Source organism: Corynebacterium tuberculostearicum (assembly GCF_013408445.1).
Lineage (GTDB): Bacteria > Actinomycetota > Actinomycetes > Mycobacteriales > Mycobacteriaceae > Corynebacterium > Corynebacterium tuberculostearicum.
The window spans coordinates 448,688-465,257 of sequence record NZ_JACBZL010000001.1 but is presented as its reverse complement, the minus strand read 5'-3'; the positions used below and the strand labels follow the sequence as shown (position 1 = coordinate 465,257).

Annotated in this window: 17 protein-coding genes; all 17 read right to left on the bottom strand. The window is 57.7% G+C overall.

Annotated features, from left to right (window positions below; translation table 11 throughout):
- Window positions 1–139 precede the first annotated feature (139 nt).
- On the bottom strand, window positions 140–1,399 hold the full coding sequence (tyrS, locus tag BJ985_RS02195; protein ID WP_179386464.1) for a tyrosine--tRNA ligase: 1,260 nt from the start codon (window positions 1,397–1,399) through the stop codon (window positions 140–142).
- 23 nt (window positions 1,400–1,422) lie between these two features.
- Window positions 1,423–1,596, bottom strand: a complete 174-nt coding sequence (locus tag BJ985_RS02190) for a Trm112 family protein (RefSeq protein WP_005323252.1) — start codon at window positions 1,594–1,596, stop codon at window positions 1,423–1,425.
- Window positions 1,597–1,652: 56 nt separating this feature from the next.
- Window positions 1,653–2,690: an ornithine cyclodeaminase gene (gene ocd / locus BJ985_RS02185; RefSeq protein WP_179386463.1), complete on the bottom strand. Its 1,038-nt coding sequence runs from the start codon at window positions 2,688–2,690 to the stop codon at window positions 1,653–1,655.
- Window positions 2,691–2,702: 12 nt separating this feature from the next.
- Window positions 2,703–4,220, bottom strand: a complete 1,518-nt coding sequence (locus tag BJ985_RS02180; RefSeq protein WP_179386462.1) for an amino acid permease — start codon at window positions 4,218–4,220, stop codon at window positions 2,703–2,705.
- Between the two features lie 219 nt (window positions 4,221–4,439).
- Window positions 4,440–5,870, bottom strand: coding sequence for an argininosuccinate lyase (gene argH, locus BJ985_RS02175; RefSeq protein ID WP_179386461.1), 1,431 nt, complete (start codon window positions 5,868–5,870; stop codon window positions 4,440–4,442).
- 6 nt (window positions 5,871–5,876) lie between these two features.
- A complete protein-coding gene (locus BJ985_RS02170; protein WP_179386460.1) occupies window positions 5,877–7,097 on the bottom strand; it encodes an argininosuccinate synthase in 1,221 nt (406 codons plus the stop codon).
- A gap of 81 nt (window positions 7,098–7,178) precedes the next feature.
- Complete coding sequence (locus tag BJ985_RS02165) at window positions 7,179–7,661, bottom strand: arginine repressor (RefSeq protein WP_179386459.1); 483 nt, start codon at window positions 7,659–7,661, stop codon at window positions 7,179–7,181.
- Between the two features lie 3 nt (window positions 7,662–7,664).
- Window positions 7,665–8,585 carry an ornithine carbamoyltransferase gene (gene argF / locus BJ985_RS02160; RefSeq protein ID WP_179386458.1) on the bottom strand — a complete coding sequence of 307 codons (921 nt, stop codon included), beginning with the start codon at window positions 8,583–8,585 and terminating at the stop codon, window positions 7,665–7,667.
- Window positions 8,582–8,908 carry an aminotransferase class III-fold pyridoxal phosphate-dependent enzyme gene (locus BJ985_RS02155; RefSeq protein ID WP_236587085.1) on the bottom strand — a complete coding sequence of 109 codons (327 nt, stop codon included), beginning with the start codon at window positions 8,906–8,908 and terminating at the stop codon, window positions 8,582–8,584. Before BJ985_RS02155 ends, argF begins: the two co-directional genes overlap by 4 nt.
- A 144-nt stretch (window positions 8,909–9,052) precedes the next feature.
- On the bottom strand, window positions 9,053–11,566 hold the full coding sequence (gene pheT, locus BJ985_RS02150; RefSeq protein WP_179386456.1) for a phenylalanine--tRNA ligase subunit beta: 2,514 nt from the start codon (window positions 11,564–11,566) through the stop codon (window positions 9,053–9,055).
- Between the two features lie 24 nt (window positions 11,567–11,590).
- On the bottom strand, window positions 11,591–12,637 hold the full coding sequence (gene pheS / locus BJ985_RS02145; RefSeq protein ID WP_179386455.1) for a phenylalanine--tRNA ligase subunit alpha: 1,047 nt from the start codon (window positions 12,635–12,637) through the stop codon (window positions 11,591–11,593).
- 103 nt (window positions 12,638–12,740) lie between these two features.
- On the bottom strand, window positions 12,741–13,544 hold the full coding sequence (locus BJ985_RS02140; RefSeq protein WP_179386454.1) for a TrmH family RNA methyltransferase: 804 nt from the start codon (window positions 13,542–13,544) through the stop codon (window positions 12,741–12,743).
- 108 nt (window positions 13,545–13,652) lie between these two features.
- A complete protein-coding gene (locus BJ985_RS02135) occupies window positions 13,653–14,105 on the bottom strand; it encodes an NINE protein (RefSeq protein ID WP_179386453.1) in 453 nt (150 codons plus the stop codon).
- A 152-nt stretch (window positions 14,106–14,257) separates the two neighbouring features.
- The gene (gene rplT, locus BJ985_RS02130) at window positions 14,258–14,641 is read right to left on the bottom strand and encodes a 50S ribosomal protein L20 (protein ID WP_005323264.1); all 384 of its coding nucleotides are present in this window, start codon (window positions 14,639–14,641) and stop codon (window positions 14,258–14,260) included.
- Between the two features lie 55 nt (window positions 14,642–14,696).
- Window positions 14,697–14,891, bottom strand: a complete 195-nt coding sequence (gene rpmI / locus BJ985_RS02125; RefSeq protein ID WP_005323265.1) for a 50S ribosomal protein L35 — start codon at window positions 14,889–14,891, stop codon at window positions 14,697–14,699.
- Window positions 14,892–14,927: 36 nt separating this feature from the next.
- Window positions 14,928–15,449 carry a translation initiation factor IF-3 gene (gene infC / locus BJ985_RS02120; RefSeq protein WP_080970442.1) on the bottom strand — a complete coding sequence of 174 codons (522 nt, stop codon included), beginning with the start codon at window positions 15,447–15,449 and terminating at the stop codon, window positions 14,928–14,930.
- A gap of 270 nt (window positions 15,450–15,719) precedes the next feature.
- Complete coding sequence (locus BJ985_RS02115; RefSeq protein WP_179386452.1) at window positions 15,720–16,568, bottom strand: serine hydrolase; 849 nt, start codon at window positions 16,566–16,568, stop codon at window positions 15,720–15,722.
- Between the last annotated feature and the right edge of the window lie 2 nt (window positions 16,569–16,570).

Below are 16,570 nucleotides of genomic sequence, written 5' to 3'. Positions count from 1 at the left end.
AAGTAACCTCCCGGCTACCTCGCGGCGACTTGGATTAATGTAGTCCAACTCCGCCAAACAACACAAACCCGCAGGACAGCGTACAAAAATGAAAAATGACGCCCTTCCAACAAATGGAACGGACGTCATCTACAGCTTTTTAGCTCAACTTAGCGCCAGCGAAGTTCTTCTTGCCTCGGCGCAGCACCAGCCAGCTGCCATGCAGGAGGTCTTCTGCAGACGGCTCCCACTCTGCTGATTCGATACGCTGGTTATTCACATAGGCACCGCCTTCCTTAATGGTGCGGCGGGCAGCACCCTTGGAATCGGCCAAGCCGCTAGCTACCAGCAGGTCGACAATGGTGCGCGGTTCGCCGGCGGCAACTTCGGCGACAGTGGTTTCAGAGAGCGCGCCGGCAAGGGTCTTCTCATCCAGCTCGGAAAGTTCGGCCTTGCCGAATAGCGCCTGAGCGGCAAGCTCGACAGCCTTGGTTGCCTCTTCACCGTGAACCAGATCGGTCATCTCTTGCGCCAGGCGGCGCTGAGCGGTGCGCTTATAAGGCTCTTCTTCTACCGCACGCTCGTATTCGGCGATTTCCTCCTGCGTCAGGAAGGTGAACCAGCGCAGGTAGTCGATGACTACAGAGTCTCCTGCATTGAGGAAGTACTGGTACCAGGAGTATGCGGAAGTTTTCTCCGGATCGAGCCAAAGCTTTCCGCCGCCAGTGGACTTGCCGAACTTCTGTCCGGAGGCGTCGGTAACCAGCGGCACCGTAAGGCCATGTACCTTGGCGCCATCGATACGACGGTTAAGGTCGACGCCAGAGACGATGTTGCCCCACTGATCACCGCCGCCGATCTGCAATACGCAATCGCGCTCGCGCCGGAGCTGCACGAAGTCATTGGACTGCAGGAGCATGTAGGAAAACTCGGTGTAGGAAATGCCGTCGCCCTCGAGGCGCCGCTTGACGGTATCGCGATCCAGCATCGTATTAAGGGAGAAGTTCTTTCCTACGTCACGCAAAAAGTCGATGACGGACATGTTCATGGTCCAATCGGCGTTGTTGACCATGGTGGCAGCCTGCTCGCCGTCGAAATCGATGAACCGACGCAGCTGCCCCTTGATGGCCTCGAGGTTATGGGCCAAGTCTTCCTCGCTCAGCATGGAGCGCTCGCCGACGTCGCGCGGATCACCAATAAAGCCAGTTGCGCCACCCGCCAATGCGATTGGGTGGTGGCCGGCGTTTTGGAAGCGGCGCAGCATGATAAGTGGGACCAAGTGGCCTGCATGGAGGGAGTCGCCCGTGGGGTCGAACCCACAGTACAGCGCGATGGGGTTCTCACATGCCTCGCGCAGGGCCTCAAGATCGGTGGACTGATTGATCAGTCCGCGCCATTGCAGTTCATCGATGATATTCATGGGGGTCTTTCTAAAAGTCGAAGTTAAGCTGGCCATTTCTGGGCGTGGTCTACAAGCATGACTGGGATGTCATCCTCAATGGGATAGGCAATGCCCAGCCGCTCGTTGACGAGGACCTGTTTATCTTCCAGATATGTCAAAGGGCCCTTGTCTTGCGGGCAGACAAGGACCTCTAGCAACTTCGGGTCAAGACTCATGCGTCTTATCTTAGCGGGTAGAGGAAGAAGTTGGATCCCTCTACCCCACCTTCGACTTAGAGCAGGGATGGAACGTTTGCAACCAGGGAGAAGAGATCCTTCGGGTCATCCGGGTTGGCGATGATGTCGATCTCGGACTCCAAGTCGGTGCCCTTGACGGAATCGCGCAGGTAACGCAGGGCGGAGAAGTCGTTGATAGCGAATCCGACATCGTCGAAAAGCGTGATCTGCTCGTCATCATCGCGGCCGGTGGCCTGACCGGTGAGCACCTGGTAGAACTCGACAACCGGGAAGTCTTCCGGCTTCTGCTGGATTTCACCTTCGATGCGGGTCTGCTCTGGGAACTCTACGAAGACCTTGGCCTTGTCCAGGATGGAGCTCTCCAGCTCGGTCTTGCCCGGGCAGTCACCGCCAACGGCATTGAGGTGGACGCCCGGGGCGACGTGGCGCTCAGCCAGAATCTGGTTCTGAGCCTTGTCTGCGGTACAGGTGGTGATGATGTCTGCACCCAAAACCGCCTCGTCGACGCTGGAACAAGCAGTGATATTAAAGCCCAGTGGCTCCAAGTTGCGCTTGAACTTTTCTACCGCCTCAGGGTCGATGTCATAGATGGTAATGTCCTCAATTCCCATAACGCCGCGGAAGCCAAGCGCCTGGAACTCGGACTGGGAGCCCGCACCAACCATGGCCATGCGCTTGGAGTCCTTGCGTGCCAAGTGCTTTGCCACCATGGCGGAGGTCGCGGCGGTACGCAGTGCGGTAAGCAGCGTCATCTCGGCCTCGAAGGTGGGGTAACCATTGTCGACGTCGGCAAGCACGCCAAAGGCAGTAACGGTCTGGAAGCCGCGAGCAGGGTTGGATGGGTGACCGTTGACGTACTTGAAGGAGTACTCCTTGCCATTGGAGGTAGGCATGAGCTCGATAACGCCGAACGGGGTGTGGGAGGCAACGCGCGGAATCTTGTCAAAGCGCTCCCACTCGCGGTAGTCGGCCTCGAGGTAGTCAACCATTCCGGTAATGATGTTTTCTACGCCTTCGCGTTGAATCCAGCGCGCCATATTCTCTACATCTACGAACTTAACTGCGTGGTTCATAAAAGTTCCTTTCTATTTCTTTGGGTGAAGGTCTGTTTGCGGTGCAGCCGGGAAGCTGGAGGTTGGCAGGTGCTTGGCCTTCCTCTCTTCCGCGATGGCGCGAATGCGGTCGCGCCATGCGTACCACATTGCCATAAAGACCGGAACGAGGAGCAGGGTCGATGCAAGTGCAAAGGTGCCGATTGGATAATCAAAGGCCATCAAGATAATGACTAGGCCAATGAAGATGAGCACTGCCCAGTCTCCGCCTTCGCCAAACGGCGAGCGGTATCCCGGTCGGGTGTAGCTTCCGCTCTTGGCCAGGCGCACAAACTTGAGGTGTGAGAGCGCAACTGCCGCCCAGGACGCCAATGTGCCCAAGGCTGCCAGGTTGAGCACGATTTCAAACGCCATCTCCGGCACCACATAATTGAGGAAGACGCCTACCAAGCCCACCATGGCCGCCATGACGATGCCGCCGTAGGGCACGCCAGACTTGGACATGCGAGCGCCGAACTTCGGGCCGGAGCCGGAAGTGGACATGTTGTACATAATGCGGCCGGTGGAATACAGGCCGGCGTTGAGCGAGGAAATCGCAGCGGTGATAACGACAAGCTGGAAAATCGGCGCTGCCGCTCCTACGCCAAGGGACTCAAAGAAGGTCACGAATGGGGAAACATCAGCGACGTAGTCGGTGTACGGCAGCACGAGCGTGAGCAGCAGCACGGAGCCGAAGTAGAAAATCAGGATGCGCAGCAGCACGTTGTTGACTGCACGCGGAATGTGCTTTTCTACATTCTTGGTCTCGCCGGAGGTGGTACCAACGAGCTCAATGCCGGCATAGGCGAAGACGACGCCCTGGACGACGATCACGGCTGGCATCAAGCCATTAGGTAACCAGCCGCCGGTGTCAGAAATGAGACTAAAGCCGGTCGGGTCGCCACTCGGGTGGCCAAAGATGAGGACGCCGATGGCTACCAACATGAAGATGATCAGCGCGACGATCTTAATCAAGGAGAACCAGTACTCCAGCTCGCCGAAGATCTTCACCGAGAGCATATTAAATACGAGGATGCCGCAGATGACCACGAGCGCAAGTAGCCACTGCGGGACGGAATCGAGCCACGCGGTGTATTGGCTAAACCATTTGATGTAAATGGCGACGGCCGTGCCATCCGCCACTAGAGTCATGGCCCAGTTTCCCCAGTACAACCAACCGGTGACGAAAGCGGTCTTCTCGCCATAAAACTCGCGAGCATAAGACACGAAGGAGCCGGAGCTGGGGCGATAGACGATGAGCTCGCCAAGTGAGCGCAAGATGATGTAGCCGAAGAAGCCACATACGAGGTACAGCACGGCGAGGAAGGGGCCTGCGTCCTGCAGGCGGCCGCCGGTGCCCAGGAGAAGGCCGGTACCGATTGCGGAACCGATGGCAATCATCTGCAACTGGCGATTGCCCATTCCCTTTTGCAAGCCATGGTCTTCCGAGGCGTAGACCGCCTTTTCATTCTCGTGTGGCCCAGCTGGGGTGGGCGGAGAATTTACTGTCATAGGAGAGATCGTCCTTTCATTACGGTGAATGAGTCTGTTAGGTCACATTCCCTGCAAGAATACTAACGCACCACACTGTTACCCATGTCACCACTACCCCCACTGTGTTCAACAACCCAGTTGACAGGTTGGGAATGGGGGTCAATCTCCCACCCCCGCAGCGAGACAAAAAAGAACCGCATGGCCGTAGACCATGCGGTTCTTAAAGCGCACCGAGAACTAGCGCAGCGGCTTCTGCGCCCACGTGCGAGCAGCCGCGGCACGCTGGCGGACAGTCTCGCGCTGCTCAGCCACGCGGACACCAGCGGTGCCGCCCTTGGTGGCACGAGAGGCCACTGCCCCGTCGATAGTGAGCACTTCACGGACGCTAGGCTTCAGCCGCTTGTCGACGCCCGCCAACTCCTCATCGGTGAGCTCCACTAGGTCAACTCCCCGCTCCTCAGCGATGCGCACGCAGGCGCCGGACGCTTCGTGCGCCTCGCGGAAAGGAACGCCTTGGCGAACCATCCATTCGGCCAAGTCGGTAGCCAACGTGAACCCGCGCGGGGCAAGTTCGCGCATGCGGTCCTCGTGGAAAGTCAGCGTGGACACCAGTCCGGTCATTGCCGGCAGCAGCAGGTTAAGCTGCGCCACCGAATCAACGATGGGCTCCTTATCTTCCTGCAGGTCGCGGTTATAGGCCAGCGGCTGTGCCTTCAGCGTAGACAGGAGGCCAGTGAGGTTACCGATAAGGCGTCCAGTCTTGCCGCGGGTAAGCTCCGGAACGTCCGGATTCTTCTTTTGCGGCATGATGGACGAGCCGGTCGACCATGCATCATCCAGGGTGACGTAGCCGTATTCCGGCGTGCACCAGTAGATAATTTCTTCCGAAAGTCGGGACATGTCGACGGCAATCTGCGCCAAGACGAAAGCCGTCTCGGAGGCGAAGTCACGAGCCGCAGTGCCATCCAAGGAGTTCTCCGCGGCGGCATCAAAGCCGAGTTCCTCCGCAATGGCTTCCGGATCTAGCTGCAAGGAGGAACCGGCTAGAGCGCCAGAACCGTAGGGCGATACAGCCAAGCGCTTATCCAGGTCCTGCAGACGCTCAATATCGCGCAGAAGTGGCTGTGCATGCCCCAAAAGCTCGTGCGCCAGCAGAATTGGCTGTGCCGCCTGCGAGTGAGTTTTGCCCGGCATAATGGCGTCCGGATGTGCTGCTGCCTGATCAGCCAAGGCATCCACCAAGTCACTCACCTGAGCCGCGGTATCGCGAATGGCATCACGTACCCACATGCGAAACAGGGTCGCGACCTGGTCATTACGGGAACGACCAGCGCGCAGGCGACCGCCTACCTCTGGGCCTACAATCTCGATGAGCCCGCGCTCCATCGCACCGTGGACGTCTTCGTCCGTTGGTGCTGGGCGGAACTCACCGGAGGCCACCTTCTCCCCTAGCTCGGTGAGGCCGGAGAGCATGGTGTCCAAGTCGACGTCGGAAAGCAGGCCCGCTTTGTGCAGCACCTTGGCATGCGCCTTGGAGGCTAGTACGTCATATGGCGCCAGCACCCAATCAAAGTGAGTGGATACAGAGAGGGCAAACATTGCCTCAGACGGGCCGCCGGAGAAGCGGCCACCCCAAAGGGCACCCTCATTAGTCTTATGCGGTTCCATGTGCTCCTACTTCTGCGCGCTGGTGGGGAAACCGCCGTCGCGGTCGCGCTGGTTGGAGATCTGGGTGGACAGGCCGTGCAGCTGCACAAAGCCCTTAGCTGCGGTCTGGTCGAAGGTATCGCCAGTGTCATAAGTAGCCAGGTCAAAGGAGTACAGCGACTGGCCGGAACGGCGACCGGTGACCGTGGCGGTACCGGCATGCATGCTCAGGCGGATATCGCCGGTGACGTTTTCCTGGGACTCCTCAACGAAAGCATCCAAGGAACGCTTCAGCGGCGAGTGCCAGAGGCCGTCGTAGACCTCCTCGGACCAGCGGGCATCGGTCAAGCGCTTGTAGCGAGCCAACTCGCGCTCCACGGTGACATCCTCCAGCGCCGCGTGGGCCTGGATGAGGACCATGGCGCCCGGAGCCTCATAGACCTCACGGGACTTAATGCCTACCAAGCGGTCCTCCACCATATCCAGACGGCCAATGCCCTGCGCACCGGCGCGGCGGTTGACCTCTTCAATAATCTGCAGCGGGGACATCTTCTGGCCATCGACTGCCACCGGGATGCCCTTCTCAAAGGAGATGATGATTTCATCCGGGGCATTACCCAGGCCTGGGTCCTCGGTATAGGCGTAAAGATCCTTTGTTGGCGGGTTCCACAGATCTTCAAGGAAACCGGTCTCTACCGCGCGGCCCCACAGGTTCTGATCGATAGAAAATGGCGAGGAAGCGGACTGCTCGATCGGCAGGTTGATCTCTTCCGCGAAGGCGATGGCCTTATCGCGGGTCCACGCATAATCGCGTGCAGGGGCGATGATTTCAAGGGAAGGATCCTGGGCGCGGAAGGAAACCTCAAAGCGTACCTGGTCATTACCCTTGCCGGTGCAGCCATGAGAGACGTGGGTTCCGCCGAATTCCTGCGCCGCTTTCACCAAGTGCTTGGTAATGAGGGGACGAGAAATAGCCGATACCAGCGGGTACTGCTTCATGTACATGCCGTTTGCCTTGATGGTGGGAACGCAGTATTCCTCTGCAAACTCATCCTTGGCATCGATAACGATGGACTCTACGGCACCGCAGTCAAGTGCACGCTGGCGAACCGATTCCATATCTTCGCCACCCTGGCCCAAATCCAGGGAAACGGCGACAACGTCACCACCGGTCATTTTTGCTAGGTATGGGATGGCAACGGAAGTATCAAGCCCACCAGAGTAAGCCAAGACTACGCGTGCGGACATGGTTAAGCTCCTTGTTCTATTGTAAACAATTCATTTAAGTACATAATATACGCTGGTGGTGGGAATTGCCACCACCACCGTCTAAATATTCCGCGTGGTAAGTGTCACTGCCAGATCTGCACCCGAGACGCCCTCGCGCGCCAAGACGAAGATGGTGTCATCTCCGGCGATGCAACCGATGACATCGTGCAGCCCCACCCTGTCAATAAAGCTGGCAAGGTACTGGGCCGCGCCGGCTGGGGTGCGCAGCATAGCTATATTGCCGGAAGAATCATGGGATACCACCAGCTCATCGAGCATGCGGCGCAGCTTTTCACGGGGGCCGCCCACCTGGTCTTCAAATTGCTCCAGCTCACCGCCGACCACGTAGTAGGAACGGCCACCATCGCGCTTTACCTTCTTCGCCCCCAGCTCATCCAAGTCACGGGACAAAGTGGCTTGCGTGATGTCGATGCCGTCTGCGAGAAGAAGCTCGGATAGTTGCACCTGGCTAGTGACGCGATTGCGATCCAAAATCTCCAAGATCTTGGCCTGCCGAGCATTGCGGGTGGTCGGGGTGTTCATTACTTAGTTGATCTCCTTATTTATTTCGAGCAACCAGACGAGAAGCGCTTTCTGCGCATGCAGGCGGTTTTCCGCTTCATCAAAGACGCACGACTGTGGTCCATCAATTACCTCAGCCGTGACCTCATTTCCACGGTACGCCGGCAAACAATGTAAGAATATTGCATCCTTATGCGCTTTGCTCATTATGGTCGAATCAACCTGATATGGCAGGAACGGCGTACGCCTATCGCGGCCATCATTCTCCTGCCCCATAGAGATCCAAGTATCGGTGATGACTACGTCTGCACCTTCAACTTCATCCACGTCATCAGTAATGGTGATGTTGCCCCGCTTGCGCGCGCGGTCGACGAATTCCTGGCGCGGCTGGAATCCTTCGGGCGCGATAATAGAGACGTCCATGCCGGCCGTGGCGAAACCAATCATGTAGGAGTTAGCCATATTATTATCACCATCGCCCAAGTAGACGGCCTTTTTACCTTTGAGGTCACCCAAATTCTCGCGACAGGTTAGCAGGTCAGCCAGAATCTGGCAGGGATGCAGGTCGTCGGAAAGCGCATTGACCAGAGGAACGGTCGCAGTCTCCGCCATCTGGAGGAGGTTGTCATGGTCAAAGGTGCGCCACACGATTGCCTCCACGTACCGCGAAAGCACCGCGGCCGTATCTTGGTAGGACTCCCCTTTGCCCATCTGAGTCGTAGAAGTATCGACGGTAATGCCCTTGCCGCCCATATTCGCTACTGCGGTTTCAAAGGAAAAGCGGGTCCGCGTAGACGTTTTATCAAAGAGCACCGCCACAGTCTTAGGCCCCTCTAGTGGGCGCTCCGCAAAGGGATCCTTCTTGAGCCTTTCAGCTAGGTCCAAAACGGTTACTTGTTCTTGTGGGCTGAGATCGTCGTCAGCCAGAAAGTGTCGCAGGTTCATGCCAGTTCCTCCACTATCGTCCGGAATGTTGTCAGTGCTGTGTCTAGTTCATCGTGGGAAATAACCAAGGGCGGGGTAAGGCGGAGTACATTCTCACTGGGTGCGTTGAGGATGAGCCCCTGTGCAAGCCCGTCGCGCACGGCCTGCTTAGCCACCGGTTGTGCTAAAACAATGCCGAGCATCAGGCCGCGGCCGCGTACGCGTTCTACAAGCGGCAATTTTTCAATCTCTTGCCGCAGATAGTCACCCTTATGGGTAACTTCCGCAAGAAATTCCGCATCCACGTATCCGGTGGCGCCTGCAATTGCTACTGAAATCGTCATAGGGGTGACTATAGCAATAAATACACTCGACCGTATGTTATTCATACAATTTAGAAAAATGCCTGGTTAAAGCTTCGTCAGGAGCGGAAAAATGTATGAAAAAGGGGCGGTGAGCTAAATCTCACCGCCCCTTTTTTGGGAAAGCTATGCGCGCATCTCTGCGCCCAAGCGCTGCTTAGCCAGCTCCGCTGCCGCCGTACGGTGCTCGTTGACTTCCTCATCGGTCAACGTGCGGTCCGCTGCACGGAACAGAAGCTGGAAGGCCAAGGACTTCTTGCCCTCACCCAACTGCTCACCACGGAAAATGTCGAAGAGCTCGACGGACTCGATGAGTTCGCCCGCCCCCTCTTCCACGGTGGCGCGCACGCGCTCTGCTGGGACATCTTCATCCACCACGAGCGCGATGTCCTGGTGCAATGCTGGGAAGGAGGATAGTACCGGTGCAGGAAACTTCTCTTCCAATGGCATAGCGGTAACGTCCAGCTCCATAGCGCAAGTACGCGCCGGCAGGTTCAGCGCTTCCAGAACCTGCGGGTGAAGCTCACCGGCATGGCCCAGAACCACATCAGTGCCTGCCACCTTCACGGCAGCACAACGACCTGGGTGCCAGGGAAGAACGTTCGCTGCCTCCAGCTCGATATCCACGCCGGCGGCGCGAGCGACCTGGCGGGCGGATTCGATAGCGTCGGCGTAGCTATATGCGCGACCCTCGCCCCACGGTCCCTCATGCTCAATATTGCCAGTGGCCACCGTTGCAACGTGCAGCGGCTGCTCAGGAAGGGTATCTAGAAGTTCGGAAACAACCTGCTCGGAAGGTCGCTGCTCGACAGAAGGCATGGGCGATGCCGCGGCGCGCTTGAATGCCACTTGCTGCAGACCATACAGGGCGAGGTCGCTGCGGCCACGCGCAACATTGCGGCCGATGGCCTCCAGCATGTTCGGAAGCAGAGTCGTGGACAAGATGGCCTTATCTGCCTCAAGCGGATTCTGCACCTCTACGGTGCGGCGGCGAGCATCATCCTTGTCCAAGCCCCACACATCAAAGGTGTCGTTCGCTACGAACGGGGCCGGCAATACCTCTGCATAACCGGCATAGGCGAGGCCGTGACCAATAGCGCGGCGACGCTTCTGCGCTGGGGTCAGACCGCGACCGCCGGCCGGAGTAGGCAAGACGGTGGGAATGTCCTCCAAGCCCTCCAGACGTAGGACCTCCTCAATGAGGTCTACATCCATGGAGATATCGGTGCGCCACGTAGCGGGCGTTACCTGCAGCATGTCACCCTCATCGGCGACAGTGCAGCCGACTTCCTCGAGGCGGGAAATAACGGTCTCACGGGAGTAGTCTACGCCGGCATACTCGCTAGCCTTTGCGGTGCGCAGGGCAATGGGCTCGCGCTTGGCGACGTCCCCGATAAGCGTCCGGCCTTCCTCAATGGTGCCGCCCGCCAGCTGCTGCAAGAGCGCACATGCGGTGTCTAGAGCGACCTCGACAATCGCAGGGTCCACGCCGCGCTCGAAGCGGCGGGAGGACTCGGACGACAACTTATGGCGGCGGGAGGTGCGCGCCACGGTGATCGGATCCCAGATAGCGGATTCGAAGACAACATCAGTGGTCTCCGCCGAGGTTTCTGAGGTAGTACCGCCCATGACACCGGCTAGCGACTGGATGCCGTTGTCATCGCAGATGACCACATCTTCTGCAGAAAGCTCCCGCTTTACGTGATCCAAGGTCTCAAACTTCTCGCCTTCGTCCGCATTACGGACAACGAGATTTCCTTGGATAACGTTGGCGTCAAAGGCATGCATTGGGGCGCCCAAAAGCAACATCACATAGTTAGTAATGTCCGTGGGCAGGTTTACGCTGCGCTGGCCGCAGAGCATGAGCTCGCGCTCTAGCCAGAACGGGGTGCGTGCCTGCGGGTCGATGCCGCTGACCTTGCGGAGCCCGAAACGCTGCGCCTTGGTCTCGGGGGTGAGAGTGACGTCGATAAGCGAGCCCTGCGCCGCTGGAACAGCAGAGGTATCAATGCCAGCGACTGACGGATCCTCGGCAATATCGGCAAAGTCCAAGTCGAAAGCCGAAGCGATCTCACGGCTCAAACCGCGCGCGGACAGGGCGTATCCGCGATCCGGGGTGATGTTGACGTCAAAGTCAGTATCATGCAGCCCAATAATCGGGCAAGCATCCTCGCCCACCTTATCGGCGACGTCATCGCCCAAGACGATGATTCCGTTAGCCTGTGCGCCCAAACCGAGCTCAGCGCCAGAGCACAGCATGCCATTAGAGATGTGGTCGTAAGTCTCGCGCGCCGCAATCTTGAAGCCGCCAGGAAGCTCCGAGCCCGGAAGCGCCACAACGACATAGTCATTCAAACGGAAATTACGAGCACCGCAAATGATGCCCTGCAGCTCGCCCGTGCCATTAGCCTGGCCTACATTTACCTGGCAGTAGCGGATGGGCTTTTTGAACTGCGTAAGTTCCTCGATCTCTACCACCTGGCCGATGACCAGCGGACCGGTGCTCTCCGGAACGGCAGCATAGCCCTCGGTTTCAAAACCGACGCGCACGAATCCGGAGTCCATATCGGCAGCGGAAACGTTCCAACCAGGGTTCTTAGCGCCCAGGATGCGGGTGACCCAGTCTTGGGAAATAAGCATTAGTGTGTCTATCCTTTCTGGGTTTTAGGCCTGTACGCCAAACGGCAGGGTGAAGCGGACATCGCCTTCGACCATGTCACGCATATCGGTCAAGCCATTGCGGAACTGCAGCGTGCGCTCGAGGCCCATACCGAAGGCAAAGCCCGTGTATTCCTCTGGGTCAACGCCTACGGCGCGCAGCACATTGGGGTTCACCATGCCGCAGCCGCCCCACTCGATCCAGCCAGCGCCACCCTTCTTATTGGGGAACCACACATCAACCTCGGCAGAAGGCTCGGTGAACGGGAAGTAGTTCACGCGCATGCGCGTCGTGGTCTCCGGACCGAACAGCACCTTGGCCAAGTGCTCCAGGGTGCCTCGCAGGTGGGCCATGGTCAGGCCCTTATCCACGGCCAAACCTTCTACCTGGTGGAAAACCGGGGTGTGGGTGGCATCCAGCTCATCGGTGCGGAATACGCGACCTGGGCAAGCGATATACAGCGGCACATCGCGCTCCAGCATAGTGCGCACCTGTACCGGAGAGGTGTGCGTGCGTAGCACCTGCTTAGAGCCCTCGCCGGAGACGTGGAACGTATCCTGCAAGGTACGTGCTGGGTGATCCGGCTTAAAGTTCAAAGCATCGAAGTTGAAGTACTCCGCCTCAACCTCGGGGCCATCCGCGATTTCCCAGCCCATACCGACGAAAATATCCGCAATGCGCTCAGAGAGTGCGGTAATTGGGTGAAGGGCACCAGTCTGGGTGCGGGTGGTGGGAATGGTGACGTCAACGGTCTCTGCTCGCAACTGCTCCTCGCGAGCCTTTTGCTCCAAGACATCCTTAACCTGAGCAAAGCGCTTTTCCATCTTGCCGCGGGCCATGTTGACAGCCTTACCAGCGCTCTTGCGTTGATCCTTGGGCAGCTGCCCCAATGACTGGCGCGCCTGCGGAATATAGCCGCCATCTCCTAGGTGCTCGCGGCGGGCTGCAGCCAGCTCATCGAGCGTTTCGGCTGTGTTGAAGGCTGCGATAGCCTTATCGGCCGCGGCCCCGAGAGCCTCTTCGGTCAATTCGATCTGCGGTGTATCGGACACGTACTTCGTACCTTCTTCTCGCGCGAAAACTAACGCGTGCAATCTTACTCTGTCCCGGCTAGCCCGACCGCCCCAGGGACCCCCTTTTCATTCGGAGATCTGCTTAGCTGTGCTCTTGGGCCTTCGCGGACTCATAAAGACAAATGCTGGCGGCTGTTGCCAGGTTGAGTGACTCTGCTCGCCCACGCAGCGGAATACGCACCCGCATATCGGCTTCTTCCAGTAGCTCGCCCAACCCGTGGGCCTCGTTGCCAAAAAGCCACGCCGTTGGCTGAGATAGGTCTGCCTCGGCAAGGTCTACCTCGCCATCAGCGGCCGTCGCCACAATTTGCATGCCCGATTTACGCAGCTGCCCCAAGACGTCCTTAATATTGGGGTCTCGCGCTACCGGGACATGAAACAGCGAGCCGGCCGAAGCGCGCGCTACCTTGCAGCTGAGGGGATCGACCGTCTCGCCCGCAAAAATTACTCCATCTGCTCCCATGGCGTCGGAAGTTCTAATCAAGGTGCCTGCATTGCCCGGCTCCGAAGTGAGCACGGGAACAGAGACCAAGCTTGGTTTGCCGTTAAGGATTTTGCCCGCGGACCACAGGACCGGCTTGCACAGCGCGAAAAGCCCCGTGGTGGTGGCGGTATCAGATAAATGCTTAGCCGCTTTATCGGTGATGGGATGTACGTACACTCCCATGTATCCACAGGCGGTAATAATGTCACCGAAGCGTTCTGCGGCCTTTTCAGTGACGAAAACATCGACAGCAGCGCCAGTAGACAACGCAGCATCTACGGCGTTTTCTCCCTCAATCAGGAATTGCTTCGCCTTCTTCCGGTTAGCAGCGCGGTGCAGCTTGGCTGCATTAACAATGCGCGGGGTGCGTTCAGTAAAGGCAGAGTCAAAATCCAAATTCATGGCTCCTACCCTACCTACTAGTTGCCTAGCCCCAGACTCAGACCCAGCTGCGTAGGCAAAACAAAAAATCCTGTTGCCGGTATGGCAACAGGATCACAATGTTGAGTGCTACTTAGCTAGTGGCACGCCGCGGGCGTCCTTATCGTAATCACCGGCGCCGGCAATGATCATGATGAACTCAATGAAGACCCAGATTCCGACGATGGCCCAAAATGCGAATCCAAGCAAGAACCAGAAAGTAGCCCAGCCCAAGATATTAAGCACCAGCTGCGTTACGCCGAAGGTCGTGCGACCGGTATAGAAGTTATGCGCGCCGAAGAAGCCCAAGAAGAAGCACAGAAGCAAAGTCGCGATCCAAGACTTTTGCTGTCCCTGCGCCACATACTGCTGCTGCACCGGATAGGAACCCATATTCGGTTGTGGTGCATAGCCCTGGTTGTACTGCGGCTGGTAACCGGCCTGCTGGTTATAGGGGTTGTACTGCTGCCCCTGGTTGTTGTCATAGGACTGGCTAGAATACTCGCCATTTTCTGGTTGGTAGCTACCATTTGGGTTTGTCACAGGGAATCTGCTCCTTGGTCTCGGGGTCACTCGTGGTCTGGACTCAATGTAGCATGCGAGACCGAGCTCACTAGACAGATAGAGTGTAAAACGAACAAAGCCCGCTTCGCCCGGCACATAAGCCGGAGAAACGGGCGTTGTATTCCTAGTAACTAGGCAGCCTTAGGAGCGTTGACGTCCTCAGGCAGAGCAGCCTTAGCAGCCTCGCACAGTGCGGAGAATGCCTCGAAGTCATTGACAGCAAGCTCAGCCAGAATCTTGCGGTCAACCTCGATCTCAGCCAGGCGCAGGCCGTGGATGAGACGGTTGTAGGTGATGTCGTTCATGCGGGCAGCAGCGTTGATGCGCTGGATCCACAGCTTACGGAACTCAGACTTACGAGCGCGACGATCGCGGTAAGCGTAAGTCATGGAGTGCAGCCACTGCTCCTTCGCCTTACGGTACAGGCGGGAACGCTGGCCGCGGTAGCCCTTAGCGGACTTCAGAATCGCGCGACGCTTCTTCTTTGCGTTAACTGAGCGCTTTACTCGTGCCACAGTGATACTTCCTTAATTCAAATTGTGATGGCGGATGTGGGTTGATTCGGCGCTATTATGCGCGGCCGAGCAGGCGCTTGACGCGCTTGGTGTCAGGCTGTGCGACTGCCTCGGTGCCCTTCAGACGGCGGGTACGCTTGGACGGCTTGCCCTCCAGCAGGTGGCGGCGGCCAGCCTGCTCACGGCGCAGCTTGCCGGAACCGGTCACCTTGATACGCTTTGCGGTGCCCTTGTGGGTCTTCTGCTTCATGAGTATTAAGTCCTTAAATCCTACGTGGAATCTGGTCTACTTCTTGCCCTTGCGAACCGGACCCAAGACCATGGTCATATTGCGACCATCCTGCTTGGGGCGGGACTCAACAACGCCAACTTCAGCGACGTCATCAGCCAAACGCTCCAAGAGGCGGAAACCCAGCTCCGGACGCGATTGCTCACGACCACGGAACATGATGGTCACCTTGACCTTGGATCCCTTCTCGAGGAAGCGAACTACGTTACCCTTCTTGGTCTCATAATCGTGATCATCGATCTTCGGGCGGAACTTCTGTTCCTTAACCACGGTCTGCTGCTGGTTCTTACGGGCTTCGCGAGCCTTCTGAGCCTGCTCGTACTTGAACTTGCCGTAGTCCATGATCTTGGCCACTGGGGGCTTTGCCTTCGGGGCTACCTCAACCAAGTCAAGGTCAGCCTCGTATGCAAGCTTGCGAGCATCATCGGTACGGACGATGCCCACCTGTTCACCACCGGGGCCTACCAAACGGACCTCGGGTACTCGGATACGCTCATTGATGCGAGCTTCAGCGCTGATTGTGGTTCTCCTCGATTAGGGGGTGTATGAGTAAGTAGTTCACCTACCGGGACCACAAACGAATCAAACCCGGTCTGCCAAAGACAGCCGGGAGTTCTCACAGTGCCAAGCACGAGTGCTTGGTTACCTTTACCTTTATCCTACGAACGGTGTTCGCGGCATCGGGTGGGAGAGACTCCGCTTGTGACCCACGCACCTCGAAAAGGCGTCATGGGCGGTAGTGGCTTTGAGGATAGCAGCTTCTACCCTTTCCACCAAATCGCAACTCGCCTAGCTGTCCTTGCATTGAGCAACTGGTTCAATGTTGCCCTTCTCTACCCCTTTATCAACGATGTCCACTAACTCATGGGCGAGATACTTTACCGCTGGCTCGGCTTTGGCATAATCCTCGCCATCTGTAACCACAGATAACGCGACGCCGACGCGCTTGCCGGCAACCTCATGAACTCCAAATTGGCGGTAGGTGTACTCATTGTCGTCCTCGTCCAAGCCCCAGCCGCTTTTAGCGCGGGTTCGTTTCTCTTTCGACAGGCCAATTTTCTGCCAGGACACAATGTCTTTGAGCACCTTGTGGACGTAGTCCGCCTCCTCAATGCAAGGCAATTCAGCACCGAAGACTGCTTGGTCTTTCAATGACCACGTGGAGTAGCCAAAAGCGGTGTCATGGATATCCGCGTGTGATCCATAGTCTTCGAGCAATTCCTCTACTGCCTTATCGGCGGAGCCTTCGCGCCATTTCACCTGCGACCATAGGGCGTAGGCGGCATCGTTATCGGATTCCTTGATTGCCAGGTCGACCAAGCTCTTATCTGCGCCGTCTTTCAGCGCCGCGATGGCGATAGGGACCTTTATGGTCGACCAAACAGGGCCTTTGCCCTTATCGCCCACAGCAATGGTGTCATCGCCGGCCGAAATAGCAACCCCAACCTTGGCGTGGTACTTCTTTGCGGTCTTGTCTACTGCACGATCAAGCTGAGTGCGCACTAAGTCTGGGTCGGGCGCTGGAGAGGACGTCGCGGGTGCTGAGACGTTCTCGGACTCAGGATCGCTAGAGCAGGCACTCACCGTAAACAGAGTGAGCGCTGCCAGCAGGCTGGCGCCGAGGCGGTAACTATTCACTG

Excerpts from the sequence above, each read along its gene's own strand:
- argF (WP_179386458.1), bottom strand. The coding sequence starts at position 8,585 with ATGAACCTGCGACACTTTCTGGCTGACGACGATCTCAGCCCACAAGAA.
- BJ985_RS02140 (WP_179386454.1), bottom strand. The coding sequence starts at position 13,544 with ATGAATTTGGATTTTGACTCTGCCTTTACTGAACGCACCCCGCGCATT.
- BJ985_RS02180 (WP_179386462.1), bottom strand. The coding sequence starts at position 4,220 with ATGACAGTAAATTCTCCGCCCACCCCAGCTGGGCCACACGAGAATGAA.
- BJ985_RS02190 (WP_005323252.1), bottom strand. The coding sequence starts at position 1,596 with ATGAGTCTTGACCCGAAGTTGCTAGAGGTCCTTGTCTGCCCGCAAGAC.
- BJ985_RS02170 (WP_179386460.1), bottom strand. The coding sequence starts at position 7,097 with ATGTCCGCACGCGTAGTCTTGGCTTACTCTGGTGGGCTTGATACTTCC.
- rpmI (WP_005323265.1), bottom strand. The coding sequence starts at position 14,891 with ATGAAGCAGAAGACCCACAAGGGCACCGCAAAGCGTATCAAGGTGACC.
- tyrS (WP_179386464.1), bottom strand. The coding sequence starts at position 1,399 with ATGAATATCATCGATGAACTGCAATGGCGCGGACTGATCAATCAGTCC.
- ocd (WP_179386463.1), bottom strand. The coding sequence starts at position 2,690 with ATGAACCACGCAGTTAAGTTCGTAGATGTAGAGAATATGGCGCGCTGG.
- BJ985_RS02155 (WP_236587085.1), bottom strand. The coding sequence starts at position 8,908 with ATGACGATTTCAGTAGCAATTGCAGGCGCCACCGGATACGTGGATGCG.
- argH (WP_179386461.1), bottom strand. The coding sequence starts at position 5,870 with ATGGAACCGCATAAGACTAATGAGGGTGCCCTTTGGGGTGGCCGCTTC.
- BJ985_RS02165 (WP_179386459.1), bottom strand. The coding sequence starts at position 7,661 with ATGAACACCCCGACCACCCGCAATGCTCGGCAGGCCAAGATCTTGGAG.
- pheT (WP_179386456.1), bottom strand. The coding sequence starts at position 11,566 with ATGCTTATTTCCCAAGACTGGGTCACCCGCATCCTGGGCGCTAAGAAC.